The sequence below is a fragment of the Leptospira abararensis genome (genome assembly GCF_016918735.1).
Lineage (GTDB): Bacteria > Spirochaetota > Leptospiria > Leptospirales > Leptospiraceae > Leptospira_A > Leptospira_A abararensis.
In genome coordinates this window covers 42,305-55,871 of sequence record NZ_JAFFPR010000027.1, presented here as the reverse complement: position 1 = coordinate 55,871, position 13,567 = coordinate 42,305, and the positions used below count along the sequence as shown (strand labels likewise).

At 42.5% G+C, this 13,567-nt stretch carries 13 protein-coding genes and 2 tRNA genes; 4 read left to right on the top strand and 11 right to left on the bottom strand.

Annotation, left to right across the window (positions count from 1 at the left end; all coding sequences use genetic code 11):
- Positions 1–2: 2 nt before the first annotated feature.
- The 9 genes from rpoB to JWG40_RS08405 all read right to left on the bottom strand — a co-directional run bounded on the left by rpoB (position 3) and on the right by JWG40_RS08405 (position 6,904).
- Positions 3–3,689, bottom strand: a complete 3,687-nt coding sequence (rpoB, locus tag JWG40_RS08445) for a DNA-directed RNA polymerase subunit beta (RefSeq protein ID WP_205285391.1) — start codon at positions 3,687–3,689, stop codon at positions 3–5.
- Between the two features lie 125 nt (positions 3,690–3,814).
- A complete protein-coding gene (gene rplL / locus JWG40_RS08440) occupies positions 3,815–4,195 on the bottom strand; it encodes a 50S ribosomal protein L7/L12 (RefSeq protein WP_135580122.1) in 381 nt (126 codons plus the stop codon).
- Positions 4,196–4,230: 35 nt separating this feature from the next.
- Positions 4,231–4,764, bottom strand: a complete 534-nt coding sequence (rplJ, locus tag JWG40_RS08435) for a 50S ribosomal protein L10 (RefSeq protein ID WP_015679895.1) — start codon at positions 4,762–4,764, stop codon at positions 4,231–4,233.
- 12 nt (positions 4,765–4,776) lie between these two features.
- Positions 4,777–5,469, bottom strand: a complete 693-nt coding sequence (rplA, locus tag JWG40_RS08430) for a 50S ribosomal protein L1 (RefSeq protein WP_002974044.1) — start codon at positions 5,467–5,469, stop codon at positions 4,777–4,779.
- Positions 5,470–5,493: 24 nt separating this feature from the next.
- A complete protein-coding gene (gene rplK / locus JWG40_RS08425) occupies positions 5,494–5,919 on the bottom strand; it encodes a 50S ribosomal protein L11 (RefSeq protein WP_002983315.1) in 426 nt (141 codons plus the stop codon).
- 39 nt (positions 5,920–5,958) lie between these two features.
- Positions 5,959–6,513 (bottom strand): transcription termination/antitermination protein NusG, encoded by a 555-nt coding sequence (gene nusG, locus JWG40_RS08420; RefSeq protein ID WP_002973653.1) that lies wholly within the window; start codon positions 6,511–6,513, stop codon positions 5,959–5,961.
- 8 nt (positions 6,514–6,521) lie between these two features.
- On the bottom strand, positions 6,522–6,710 hold the full coding sequence (gene secE / locus JWG40_RS08415) for a preprotein translocase subunit SecE (protein ID WP_002973751.1): 189 nt from the start codon (positions 6,708–6,710) through the stop codon (positions 6,522–6,524).
- Between the two features lie 43 nt (positions 6,711–6,753).
- Positions 6,754–6,827: transfer RNA gene (locus JWG40_RS08410), tRNA-Trp, on the bottom strand.
- 5 nt (positions 6,828–6,832) lie between these two features.
- Positions 6,833–6,904: transfer RNA gene (locus tag JWG40_RS08405), tRNA-Thr, on the bottom strand.
- Between the two features lie 214 nt (positions 6,905–7,118).
- Here JWG40_RS08405 and JWG40_RS08400 point away from each other — a divergent pair.
- From JWG40_RS08400 to JWG40_RS08390, 3 genes are all read left to right on the top strand, one after another.
- Positions 7,119–7,811, top strand: coding sequence for a histidine kinase (locus tag JWG40_RS08400; RefSeq protein WP_205285390.1), 693 nt, complete (start codon positions 7,119–7,121; stop codon positions 7,809–7,811).
- 58 nt (positions 7,812–7,869) lie between these two features.
- Positions 7,870–8,637 (top strand): SDR family NAD(P)-dependent oxidoreductase, encoded by a 768-nt coding sequence (locus JWG40_RS08395; protein WP_205285389.1) that lies wholly within the window; start codon positions 7,870–7,872, stop codon positions 8,635–8,637.
- 144 nt (positions 8,638–8,781) lie between these two features.
- Positions 8,782–9,081: an ArsR/SmtB family transcription factor gene (locus tag JWG40_RS08390; protein WP_135569095.1), complete on the top strand. Its 300-nt coding sequence runs from the start codon at positions 8,782–8,784 to the stop codon at positions 9,079–9,081.
- A gap of 3 nt (positions 9,082–9,084) precedes the next feature.
- Here the strand turns inward: JWG40_RS08390 and rfaD are convergent, their stop codons facing one another.
- Together rfaD and JWG40_RS08380 are read right to left on the bottom strand one after the other, a co-directional pair.
- Positions 9,085–10,056 (bottom strand): ADP-glyceromanno-heptose 6-epimerase, encoded by a 972-nt coding sequence (gene rfaD, locus JWG40_RS08385; protein ID WP_205285388.1) that lies wholly within the window; start codon positions 10,054–10,056, stop codon positions 9,085–9,087.
- 111 nt (positions 10,057–10,167) lie between these two features.
- Entirely contained in the window at positions 10,168–11,940 is a 1,773-nt protein-coding gene (locus tag JWG40_RS08380) for a UbiD family decarboxylase (protein ID WP_205285387.1), read from the bottom strand.
- Between the two features lie 53 nt (positions 11,941–11,993).
- Between JWG40_RS08380 and JWG40_RS08375 the strand changes: the two genes are divergently transcribed.
- A complete protein-coding gene (locus JWG40_RS08375; protein ID WP_205285386.1) occupies positions 11,994–13,535 on the top strand; it encodes a phosphatase domain-containing protein in 1,542 nt (513 codons plus the stop codon).
- Positions 13,536–13,567: the final 32 nt, after the last annotated feature.

Here is a 13,567-nt window from a genome sequence, read left to right as displayed (position 1 = left end):
CCCTAAACGTTTTCAATGGTCTCGAACTTGATTTTCTTTTTGTTCTTCGAGAATTCATCTTCGTAATCAGAGATATCCACTTCCAATCCTTCGGAGTCTTTGATGATGATGTCGAGCGCGAGTCCACGGAGTTCTTGCACAAGAACGTTGAAGGATTCTGGAATTCCCGGTTTGATCGAGTGGATTCCTTTGACAATCGCTTCGTAAATTCTTGCTCGTCCGAGCATGTCGTCTGACTTAATGGTAAGTAACTCTTGTAAGGTGTGTGAGGCACCATATGCTTCCAGAGCCCAAACTTCCATCTCACCGAGCCTTTGTCCCCCGAACTGCGCTTTACCACCAAGTGGTTGTTGCGTCACGAGTGAGTAAGGTCCGGTAGACCTTGCGTGGATTTTGTCATCCACTAAGTGAGCCAGTTTCAACATGTAGATATAACCGCAGAATACTTGGTTGATGAATTTTTCGCCCGTTCTTCCGTCGTATAACTGAAATTTGCTGTTAGCCGGTAATCCCGCTTTTTTACAGAAATCATTTACGTCACCTTCGGTCGCTCCGTCGAAAACTGGTGTTTCAAAGTTGATTCCCAGTTTTTTTGCAGCGAAACCAAGTTGGGTTTCAAAGATCTGACCGAGGTTCATCCGTGAAGGAACGCCCAAAGGGTTAAGTACGATATCTACAGGGGAGCCGTCTTCCATGTATGGCATATCTTCTTGTGCCATCACTCGAGCCACTACCCCTTTGTTTCCATGTCGTCCCGCCATCTTATCACCCACGAGGAGTTTACGTTTACGAGCCACATAGACTTTCACCATTTCTTCCACGCCAGCAGCGAGTTCGTCGCCAGTTTCACGGGAATAACGTTTGATATCGATAACAGTTCCTTCGAAACCGTTTGGCATACGAAGTGAGGAATCCCTAACTTCTTTCGCCTTCTCTCCAAAAATGGAGTGTAATAGTTTGTATTCGGGAGTGAGGTCGGTTTCACCTTTCGGTGTTACCATTCCCACAAGGATATCTCCTGGTTTTACTTCCGCACCCACACGGATCACACCGGACTCATCCAAATCACGGAACGCTTTGTCCGAAAGATTGGGAATGTCGCGAGTGATTTGTTCTTGACCTAGTTTGGTTTCCCGAGCCTGGATTTCGAACTCTTCAATGTGGATCGAAGAAAAAACATCGTCCTTGATGATTCGTTCGGAGATAAGAATCGCATCCTCAAAGTTGTAACCTTCCCAAGGCATAAAGGCAACGAGTACGTTTCGACCGAGAGCCAAATAACCTGCGTCAGTGGATGGACCATTCGCAAGGACCGTTCCTTTTTGCAAGATCTGACCAAAGTCACCGTATTTTTCCCCTTTGATGATTTGTCCGGCAACGGGAGCTCCAATTCCTAAGTCTTGGCCTTCTTTCACAACGGCCACGAACTGAACTTCTTCCGAATGGAAAAGTTCATGGATTTCTTTTTCTCCGTTGGGAGAAGTGAGTTCCACTCGTTCCTTGGATACTTTACTTACCTTTCCACCTGTGGTTGTATGCAACATAGCCACGTTTGGTTTTTGGTTAAAACAAGTTCCTTGGTTGGTTTTTTTGAATTTAATGAGTGGGTAATGAACAATCTCTTTGGATTGGTCTTCTTTGATCCAAACACCTGTAGCATCTACTTTAGAAACCACACCGTCTTTTTTGGCTACGATACAAACTCCTGCGTCATACGCCGCACGAGCTTCCATTCCAGTTCCGACAAATGGAGCTTCTTCCGTAAGGAGTGGCACTGCTTGGCGTTGCATGTTAGAACCCATAAGGGCGCGGTTCGCATCATCATGTTCTAAGAACGGAATGAGTGCTGTGGATACGGACACAACTTGGAGTGGAGCCAAATCCATATATTGGATCTCAGCCGGGCTACGGAAAGGAAAATCCCCTCTATGGCGAGTGGAGATGAGTTTGGAAGTGAATTCTCCCTTCTCATCCACAGTCGAATTGGACTGCGCCATATAGTGATATTCTTCTTTATCTGCAGTGAGATACTCGACTTGTTTTTGAACTTTTCCGTTTTTTACCAAACGGTAAGGAGTTTCAATAAACCCATAATCGTTCACACGTGCGAAACTAGACATGGAAAGAATGAGACCAATGTTTGGACCTTCCGGTGTTTCAATCGGGCACATACGACCATAGTGAGAATAATGAACGTCACGAACCTCAAATCCGGCTCTGTCACGTGAAAGTCCCCCAGGCCCAAGTGCATTTAACCTACGTTTGTGGGTAAGTTCTGCGAGTGGGTTTGTTTGGTCCATAAACTGAGAAAGTTGTGAGGAACCAAAAAACTCATTGATGACTGCCGTGATAGGCTTGATAGAAATGAGAAGCTGCGGAGTTTGTTGTTCCGGCTCTTGTACTGTCATTCTTTCTTTGATCACTCGTTCCACGCGAGAGAATCCGAGTTTCAATTGGTTTGCAATTAGCTCACCAACAGAACGAATCCTTCTGTTTCCTAAGTGGTCAATATCATCCGGATAGTAGTTTTCCGCTTCTGACATGAGCATGACGAGGTAACGTACAGTTTCAATGATATCGTGTTTTCGAAGGACACGATCTTCCGCTTTTGAAAAGTCTTTTGGATTATTGAATTCGAATTTACTATTGATTTTATAACGACCTACAATTCCTAAATCAAAAGTTTTAGGAGAGAAAAAGAGGCGTTTGAGTTCCCCTTCTGCGTTTTCAATCGTAGACGGTTCGCCCGGTCTCATAATGGTGTGGAATTTTTTAACTGCGTCTTCGTAATCGTTGACACCGTCTTTTTCCAAACAATTGATAAGAACTGGGTTATCTTTTCCTTTCGGAAATTCAATGACATCCACATCTTTTACCTTCATTTCCCGAAGGATGGAGATATTATCTTCATTGATTTTGGAACCAGCATCGAGCATGACTTCTCCGGTTTCCATGTTGATGATATCAGCAATGGTACGGCGGCCAATCAAACGTTTGAGGTCTTTGGGATTGGCACCTGCAATCTTCATTTTAGAAGATCCATAGAACAAACGAAGTACTTCTTCGTTTGTTCCCATACCCATAGCTTTTACAAGAAGAGTTGCTGGAAATTTTTTCTTACGGTCGATTTTGGCAACAAGAATCCCTTTGTTGTCCATCTCGAATTCCAACCAAGAACCTCGGTAGGGAATCACTCGAGCGGAGAAAGTATCGCGTGCTTGGTCATAAGAAAAGAAAATACCAGGAGATCTGTGAAGTTGGCTCACCACCACTCTTTCCGCACCATTGATGATGAAAGTTCCGTGGTCTGTCATTACAGGAAGGTCTCCCATATAGACAACTTGTTCCCGAATCTCTCCGGTGTCTTTGATGATAAGACGGATGACTGCTTTGAGTGGAACAGCAAAAGATGAATCGGTGTCTTTGCACTCTTGTGGATCGCGTTTCGGCTCTCCCAAGACATAATGGCCATATTCCATGACCATATCGTTGTTTGGCGATTCGATAGGGAAGGATTCGCGGAAAACCGCTTCCAACCCTTGGTTCAAACGTTTCGTCGGATCTTTCACTTCCGACTGGAGAAACCAATCAAAGGATTTTTTCTGTACGTAGATAAGATTAGGAAGTAAATTGAGGTCGGTAATTTTACCGAAATTTACCCGGTTTCTAATTTGCATTCGGGTATGCATGGAATACTCTCCCTAGAGACGTCAAAATAATAGATGGTATGATAAACGAAAAAATAGAGGTGGGGACGCCTACGGCCTCCCTGCCTCTAAGTTTTTGAAGACTGGGTTTAAAAATTGGCAACCGATTAACCGGCAGCAGCAACTTCTACTTGAGCCCCAACACCTTCGAGTTTTTTCTTAATATCAGCAGCTTCGTCTTTAGAAACGCCTTCTTTCACTGATTTTCCACCAGCTTCTACAAGCGTTTTCGCATCTGCCAATCCAAGACCAGTGATTTCGCGAACGAGTTTAATAACGTCGATCTTTTTGTCACCGTGTGCTTTCAAGATGATATTGAAAGTAGCAGGCTCTTCAGCAGCAGCTGGACCACCTGCACCCGCAACCGCCGCTACCGCAACTGGTGCAGCAGCAGAAATCCCGAATTTGTCCTCCATCTTTTTCACTAGATCAGCTGCCTGAACCAGTGTAAGACTTCCAATTTGTTCTAATAGCGCGTCAACAGACATCTATATTCTCCTTATCCTACTAATCACTATGATTACTAATTGCCGTTTTTCTCGGCTACAGCATTGATGGCGCGTGCCAATGATGCCATGATTTGATTGATTCCAGAAGCAATTTGTGTTGCAGGAGCGTTGACCCCGCGAGCAATTTGCGCAAGAAGTTCTTGTTTGGACGGAAGTCCAGCAATCGCCTCTACTCCGGATTTACCCAAAACTTCCCCGTCCATATAGCCGGTTCGAATTTCGAGTTCCTTCTTATCTTTTGCAAAGTCCTTACAAACCTTCGCTACTGCTGGAAGTGCATCCAGAGAGAAAATAGCTGCAAGAGGGCCTTTGTAAACATCCCCAAAATCAATGGAGTTGTTTTTATGTTCAGAAGACTCTTTTAAAGCACGGAGAAAAAGGTTGTTTTTGATTACCTTCATTTCCGATCCTTCTTTGCGAAGTTTCGCACGAAGGTTAGACATATCTTCAACAGTTAAACCGCTGTAAGACGCTAAAATAAAGTTTGGTCGTTTTTCTAAACGACTCTTAAGTTCAGATACTGCTTCAATTTTAGATGGATTTGCCATTTTTCTTACTCGTTATATGTTCGCGTTTACTAGTTCTTTCACATCGACTTTCACGCCGATTCCCATAGTTGCCGCAACTGAGAAAGACTTCAAATAATCTCCCTTCGCATCAGAAGGTTTGTCTTTCATAAGTGCTGCCACTACTGCATTGATGTTATCAGAAAGTTTGTCGTCAGAGAAGGAACATTTTCCCACACCTAAGTGAACCACTCCCCCTTTGTCAGGGCGGTATTCAATTCGGCCGGCTTTTAGTTCTTTTACTGCTTTGGAAACATCAGTGGTCACTGTTCCTGCTTTTGGTTTCGGCATAAGGCCTTTACGACCTAAAACCGGACCAAGTTTTCCTACTTCCTTCATCATATCAGGAGTAGCAACGCAAGCGTCAAAATCAGTCCAACCACCAGCCACTTTTTCAATGAGATCCATATCTCCCACAAAGTCAGCTCCCGCTTCTTTTGCTTCGTTTTGTTTGTCTCCTTTGCAGAAAACCAAAACTTTGATTGTTTTACCAGTTCCGTGGGGAAGAGAGATTGTCCCTCTTACGTTTTGGAGAGATTTATAATTGATTTTAGTCGAAATCTCTAATGTTCCATCAAATTTGGAAAAACTAGTAGCTTTTGCCAAACCGACTGCATCGCCAAGGGTATAAGCCTTTGTGCGATCGACTTTCTCTTTGAGTTGGATATACTTTTTGCCGCGTTTCATGACTTCAGTTCCCGTTTCCTATGATTACTCGACGTTTACACCCATGGAACGACAAGTCCCAGCAATAATGTTGATTGCTGCATCCATATCGTTCGCATTGAGATCTTCCATCTTCGTTTTTGCAATTTCTTCTAGTTGAGCTCGTTTGATTGTTCCCACTTTTACAGTGTGTGGTGTGGCAGATCCACCCTGAAGTCCTAGCGCCTTCATTACAAGAAGGGCCGCTGGAGGAGATTTAGTGACGAATGTAAAACTTCTGTCGGAATAAACAGTGATGACCACTGGAAGTTTGAGTCCCATTTGAGTTTTTGATCTCTCATTGAACTGTTTACAAAATTCCATGATATTGAGTCCGGCTTGACCAAGAGCGGGACCTACTGGAGGAGCCGGGTTTGCTTTCCCTGCTTCCACTTGGAGTTTAATTTGTTTTACTACTTTCTTTGCAGCCATCTCGTTTCAAGTTCCTTACTAAAAGTCAATCTATCAGTTCTATTGTTCCGATTTTACTTGGAGGTAATCCAACTCTACAGGAGTGGATCTTCCGAAAATTTCTACACGAACGCGGAGCCTTCCCTTATCAGGGAAAATTTCATCCACAAGTCCTGTGAAATTAGCAAACGGACCATCTATAATTTTCAATGTTTCACCCACTTTAAATAGGAAACGTGGTCTCGAAACTTCTTCCGATTCCACACTTCCCACATCGCTGAAGAGGTTTTTAATCTCATCCAGGGATAGTGGCTCCGGACCTTTTCCTTTTCCGCCTACAAATGTAGACACAGAAGGCAAGTTCTGGATTTTAAATCGAAGGTCATCGGTCATATTCATCTCAACGAGAACATAACCCGGCATGAGTTTTTTCTTTGTGACCTTCTTCTTGCCGTTTTTCATTTCGGCAACTTCCATTGAAGGAATTTTTACCGCAAAAATTTGGTCTTCCAGCTTTTGTTGTTGGACCATCTTTTCAATGTTTGTCTTCACCTTATTCTCGTGACCGGAATAAGTCTGAAGCACATACCATTTTTTATCTAAAGAATCGCCCACGTCCCTACCTATGTTCCTAATGCCCAGAACCACTTTAAAAGCTTAAGGAAAACAAAATCCGAAGCTGATAAAAATAGGGAAAAAATAAATACTGTAACTAGGACGACAACGGTAGAACTCACTACCTCTTGGCGCGTAGGCCAATGTACTTTTTCAAGTTCTGCTTTACATTCCTGAATGAAACTCGTAGCTTTCATTGATCCTTGTCCTGTTCTCTAATTCTATATATTCTGCAGTATCTGGCAGGGCTGGAGAGAATCGAACTCCCACCAAGGACTTTGGAGATCCTAGTTCTACCATTAAACTACAGCCCTAAACAAGCCCTCTACCAGGCTTGAACTGGTGACCCCTTCCTTACCATGGAAGTGCTCTACCACTGAGCTAAGAGGGCAAACGTTTCCCACCCAAGCGCGGGTTTCCAAGCGAGGCTAGGTTTTTTACACTATTTTAAATGAGGCTCTTTGGTCAATGGAAAATGAGTTTATTTCATAGAAATGGTGAAAAAACAAGAAAAACCATGAATTTCCCTTGAGATTTTAGTTGTGGATTTCCCCGCTCGATAATAGAACCATGTGGGAAGAAGTCCCCGCTTTAAGGAATGATTCGTGGCGAAACCCTTTTTAGAATTAGAAACACAAATCCCCGATTTGGTAAAGGCAAAATCCAAAATTGTAGTACGTTCGTCGAGGATGAATCGCCAATTGGAACAGTATGTCTTAGGTCTCATCACCCACATCCTCGCTGAAGTGAACCAAACCCACTTTGTGGAAATGTTGTATACCATCGCAAAGGAACTCACCATCAACGGAATCAAAGCCAACCAAAAACGAGTTTTCTTTGAAGACGAGGGTCTTGATATCACCGATGAAAACGACTACTTCCAGGGAATCAAAGATTACTCCAAAAAGTTTTCAGAGAAGATGGCGGACGAATATGGAAAACGATGTCTCGCTCGCGGTGTCTATGTCCAAATCAAATTCCACTACTGCTTGGATGGTCTTCTTGTAGAAGTCACAAACAACACCCCCGTGATCAAAACCGAAGAAGCACGGATGCGGGAAAAAATGAAAAAGTCCATGAACTATAACGACATCGCCGAGTTCTATATGGACAATATGGACAACACGGAAGGGGCTGGTCTTGGGATTGCCCTCATTATGATTTTACTCAAAAATGAAGGGGTTGACCCTAACCTATTCCGCATCATCACACATGCAGATAGAACGGTAGCTAGAGTAGAAATTCCATTTAACGACAATTATGTGTCGTTTCGCAGTGCGGAACTTGCAGAAATCTAAGAAAATCAACCTTCTATTTGGATAGACCTCATGTTCGCCATTTTCGAAACTGGCGGACATGGAATTAAAAGGTGCAAACATTCTCGTCACCGGATCTGCCGGTGGACTCGGAAAGGCAATGGCCTACCGCTTAGGTAAGTCTGGAGCCAATATCATTCTCTCTGACATTCAAAAAGACAAATTGGACGAAACCGTCGCCCTCTTCCAAAAAGAAGGAATCAAAACCATCGGGGTTGTTGCCAATGTCGCCAAAGAAGAAGACAGCATTCGTCTTATGGACGAAGCGGCCGCTTTCCAAGGAAGTCTCGATGTTGCCATTTTGAATGCGGGAATTTTACGAGACGGCTTACTCATTCGTGTGGACAAAGAAACCGGAAAAGTAAAAGGAAAGATGGGAATTGACCAATGGCAATCAGTCATTGATGTCAATTTGACAGGAGTGTTTTTAACTGCGAGAGAAGCGGCTACGAAGATGGTAGAACAAAAAAAAGGGGTCATCATCCCCATTGCCTCCATCGCCATGCACGGAAACTCAGGCCAAACCAATTACAGTGCTGCCAAAGCTGGTGTTGCGGCCATGACTGTAACTTGGTCCAAAGAACTTGCGAAATTTGGAATCAGAGTGGCAGGGATTGCTCCCGGCTTTATAGGAACGGAAATGGTTCTAAAGGATATGAACCCAGAAGCTTTAGAAAAATGGAAGTCCATCATACCTGTGGGAAGACTTGGAGAACCAGATGAAATTGCATCCACTGCTGAGTTTATCATCTCCAATGATTTAGTCACCGGTGTTGTTTTAGAAATTTCTGGTGGGGTCCGAATCTAACTTTGATTAACGATCGTCCTCGGTTCGCACCGAGGGCATTCACAATTTATTTCAATTCCATTGTCATTTTTTTTACAAAGGAAAAAAATTTCGTAGGTAAATTCAGTATACATTCGTCATAAGGATATAACGGAATCCTTACCGATGAAAATAAAAACAGAACTATCTAAACAACAATTGGAACAAGCCATTAAAGGGATACAAGGTATCGCGCACCCTATTCGTTTATTGATTTTATACACCCTAGCAAAAGAAGAAAAAACTGTCGGCCAACTCGTAGAATTACTTGGTACTAGCCAATCAGCAGCTTCCCAACACTTAAGTAAGATGAAAAACAATGGAATCTTAGAATCACGTAAGTCTTCGAACCAAGTATTTTACAGTTTGAAAGACCCAAAGTTTAAAGAACTCATCCAAACTATCGTCAAAGTGTATAAAAAGTAAACACTAGTTCTCTTCTTCTAATAAGAAACGAACATACTCTGCAACAGCGTCCCGGAGGTTAGAATAACCAAAGGGATAACCCGTTTGGTTTATCTTATCCATCTCTGCACAAGTGTAGTATTGGTATTTCCCTTTTAACGATTCCGGCATCTCAACATATTCGATATTGACCGTTTTGTTCATCGCCATGAACAAAGCGTTCGCAAGTTCATTCCAAGTTTCAGCAACTCCCCTGCCCACATTGTACAATCCGTATTTTCGTTCACTGCAAAGATAAATACTGATTTTACTGGCATCCTTTACGTAGAGAAAATCTCTTTTTTGTTCTCCATCTTTGTATTCAGGTTTATAGGATTTGAATAATTTTAATTTCCCTGTGTCACGAATTTGTTCATACCCTTTTAGGACAAGGCTACGCATCTCTCCCTTATGCGCTTCCCCATAACCAAAGACATTGAAGTATTTAAGTCCGATGAGTTTATCTGCGATCCCCATTCTTTTTGCATACAAATCAAAAAGTTGTTTGGAATATCCATACATATTGAGTGGTTTTAGATTTTCGATAGGAGATTTGTCATTGTATCCAAATTCTCCTTCCCCGTATGTCGCAGCACTGGAGGCATAAAGAAAGGGAATATTTTTTGACACAGCAAACTCAGCTAGTTTTTTCGTATAATGAAAGTTATTCTGCATCAGATAGGTGGCATCTTTTTCGGTTGTGGCAGAACAAGCACCCAAATGGTAAATTTCAGAAATTTCATTTAAGACGGAATTTCCTGAATCCAATATGGATTCAAATTGGTCTTTCTCGTAATAATCTTGGAAAAAGTTTCGTTGCAAATTTTTCCATTTTTCCGTGGTTCCTAGATGATCCACGACCAAGATATCGGTATTTCCATTATGATTGAGGTCTTCTATGATTTGCGAACCAATGAGGCCTGCTCCGCCAGTGACTAAAGTAAGTTTTTTTGCCATGTATTCGTTTTAGTTTTTTCTATCTAAGGTTTCTTTCTATAAACTTTTTCTACAAAGAAAAAAATCTGACCTGAACTCTCTGAGATTCGGCCTTGATTCATTCAAGGCAAATCAAATTAAGTCGATCATCTTTCCGAAATTTTCATCCACTTGTTTTACCGTTTCGGGAAGTGGAACAAGAACTTCCGGAATCCAAGGTTTCATCCGGCAATCAAACACAATCGGAACTTCGTAGGAGATATGGTTGTGTTTTGTTTCTGTTCTTGCATAAACATCGGAAGCCGGTTCCATCCGTGTAAACATAGTCCAAATAAAATCAGAATCAGTTCTAACGGCATCTTCTGCGTCATCCACAAGAAATACATAATGGAAACGTCCGAGATTTTCCTTAAGTAATCGTTCGGCAAGCCCATCGTCTTTGGCATAGGCCGATCCTTTCACCACAAGGACTCCCGGCAAAAACACTTTCGGATTTTGGAACCGATTGTCTTTAAAATTTTCAGAAAATTCCTTTGGCAGGTTTGGATATTTCAATGGTGCATTGGATTCTGTAATTCCCATCCATAACATCTTACTTCCTTTGTTCACCGTGCCACTGGTATAATCCAAAGTATCTTGGCTAATATGACTAAAGATAAAAAAATCAGTTCTTGGATCACATCTTTCGGTAATGACTCGGAAAGTTTCCGAAAAGTTTTTGAGATTCACCGTTTCATTTGTCACAAGTAAACACTTGGTTAGAGACAACTGCCCTTCTCCGAGAATGCGAAGGGCACCCATAAAGGCTTCACGGAAATACCGTTCTTTTACGATAGCGGCTGCCAGAGAATGGACACCTGATTCTTCATAGGCCCATACACCAAGAACCTGTGGCATCACGAGCGGAAACATAGGAGATAATAAATCTTGTAAAAACTCAGCGATATAGTGGTCTTCTTGGGGAGGCCTTCCCACTACAGTCGCCGCCCAAATCGCATCCTTTCTGTGTCGGATATGGGTTAAATCCAAATAAGGATAGTCGTGTAACAAGGAATAGTATCCGTAATGGTCTCCAAAAGGACCTTCTGGTTTTCTTGAGTAAGGAGGAATGGTTCCGATGAGAGCAAAGTCAGCATCGGCCACGATGGGGTATGGCGAAACAGCTTTGTCTTTTGTCATCCGAAGTTTTTCTCCCATTAAAAAGGAGGCAAATACAAGTTCGGGAATTTCTTCTGGAAGAGGAGCAACCGCAGCAATGGTGAGAGCGGGAGGGCCACCGATGTAAACATGAGCTGGAAGTGCCTGGCCTTTTTTTTCCGCCTCATAATAATGGAATCCTCCTCCTCTATGGATTTGGATGTGCATGCCTACGGTTTTGTCGCCAAAAAGTTGCACCCGGTACATTCCTAGATTTCCATTACCCGATTCGAGATGTTGGGTATAAACTAAAGGAAGAGTCACAAAGGCTCCTCCATCTTTCGGCCAAGAAACCACCTGCGGTAAGTCATTTGTAGATAAAACACTACCAGAGAGAACAGGAGCCCTTCTCACCTGTTTTAAACCCACTTGGAAGGGCAAAAGTCCAAGGGAACGTTCCTTCCAAAGTTTGGAAAACCTTGGAGGGAAAATTTCCTTAGCTAGTTTGGCAAGACGCTGGATGGTCGCCATGGGTTTTGGTCCGAAAGCTAGATGGATTCTTTTTTCAGATCCATAAAGATTCGTGGCCACCGGAAACTTGGTTCCTTTGACATTGGTAAACAAAAGGGCCGGGCCTTTTTTAGCAACCACACGCCTTTGGATCTCTGCCAGTTCCAAATACGGATCCACAGGTTCGGAAACTACATGCAGTTCCCCTTCCTTTTGCAAAAGTCGGACAAAATCATTGGTGGATCGTAGTGAAACCATAAAAAGGAATAGACGGCTCCTTGTTTTCTTAGACGCTATAGGGCATAAAATCTATGTCCCAAGAACCAAATACCACACAACCAATCATTACCGATATAAAAAGAATTGCAGTCTGCGGAGGATCTTTAGGGAGAGAAAGGCGCTCTTATGTCCGAGGACAAGTAGTAGATGTGGGAATTACAGACCTGATGAAGGCAGAAGGTTTATGGGATTTAGTGACAGGACTTTTTATTGGGGAAGAAACAAAAATCACTCCCTTTCTCGATTTTTCTCTGGCTCCGGTTAGAAAGCCTGTTCTGAAATTGGAAGTGTATGATGCCAGTGGAAATAAAATCTACACTTCAGGAAAAATCAAAGCTGATGAAGATGGATTTTTTTCCTGCGAAATTCGCGACAAACTACCCGTTGGATCCCATGATTTCCAAGTGATCTTAGAAGGATTGGATAGTTTTCGCCAATATTCCAAAGACTTGGCACATTTGAATACCACAGAAGATTCGATTTTAGGAAAAACAACTATTGTAGGTAAGGGAAAACTTAGAATCCTTGCAGAAGATTACAAAGGAATGGTTGTCACCTCCGACATTGACCAAACCTATTTGGCTACAGACATTCATTCGGGAAAAGGAAAGTTCACTGCAGTCTTCGAAACACCTAACCAAAAACAGGCGCTTCCAGGGATGCCTGAATTATACCGGGAACTTAGGACTTCTTTATCCAATGCACCCTTAGCTTTTATTTCCGCAAGTCCCCACTTCTTTCGCCGCACCATGCTTGCCACGATTGCGAAGGACAATATCCAAATTGAATCCTTACATTTAAAGTATTTAGAAGGTACGATTAAAGGAGTCTTCGATAAAGTCATCGGAACTATTTTTAACCCTATCGAATTTTTACAGAATGGATTCAAACCGGCTTGGTCGCGGACAAAAAAATTCCTAGGAGCCTCTTACCAAAGTCTTTTTGATCAAATGTCTTATAAACTTTCGATTCTTCTCTATGATAGAGTGTATCTTCCCACAGAATCCAAAGAAATCCTTCTTGGTGACAATACGGAATCAGATTATATGATTTTTACTCTCTACCAAATTATCTGTATGGGAAAACTCACTGGGGACGAGTTAGAAGAGTATTTATACAAATTGAATTTTCTTGGTCGAGATGCGATTACAAGGGATTCTGCCAAAAAAATCCGACTCCTTGGGGAAGAAATTCATAGAATTCACGGAACCGTAAATCCAGTAACACTCAGCATCATCAATAGAACTGGCCACGGACCAAGTGAATTGGATATGCGAGAAAAAGTAAAAGATGCGTTACCGGCTGGGATGTATGATTCTCTATTTGCAACCAAACAGGCATTTTATGGAACGGAAGGTGCGATGGGTATGGCTTTGCTTTTAGAAGCGGAAGGATATTTTACGATCGAGCAGACTTTAGCGGTAGTGGCGGGAATGATCGGGAAGGTCTTAGAGGGGAAATTGGTAGATGAAGTTTTTTTATTAAAACTGATTGATGACCTAACCCTGCCAAAATCGGCAGAATTAGGTAGGCAAAAATTAAAAGAAGGACTTGCCGCTGCCTTTGGGTCGTAAATCCGATCTATCGAAAGAATGATCTTTCCAAT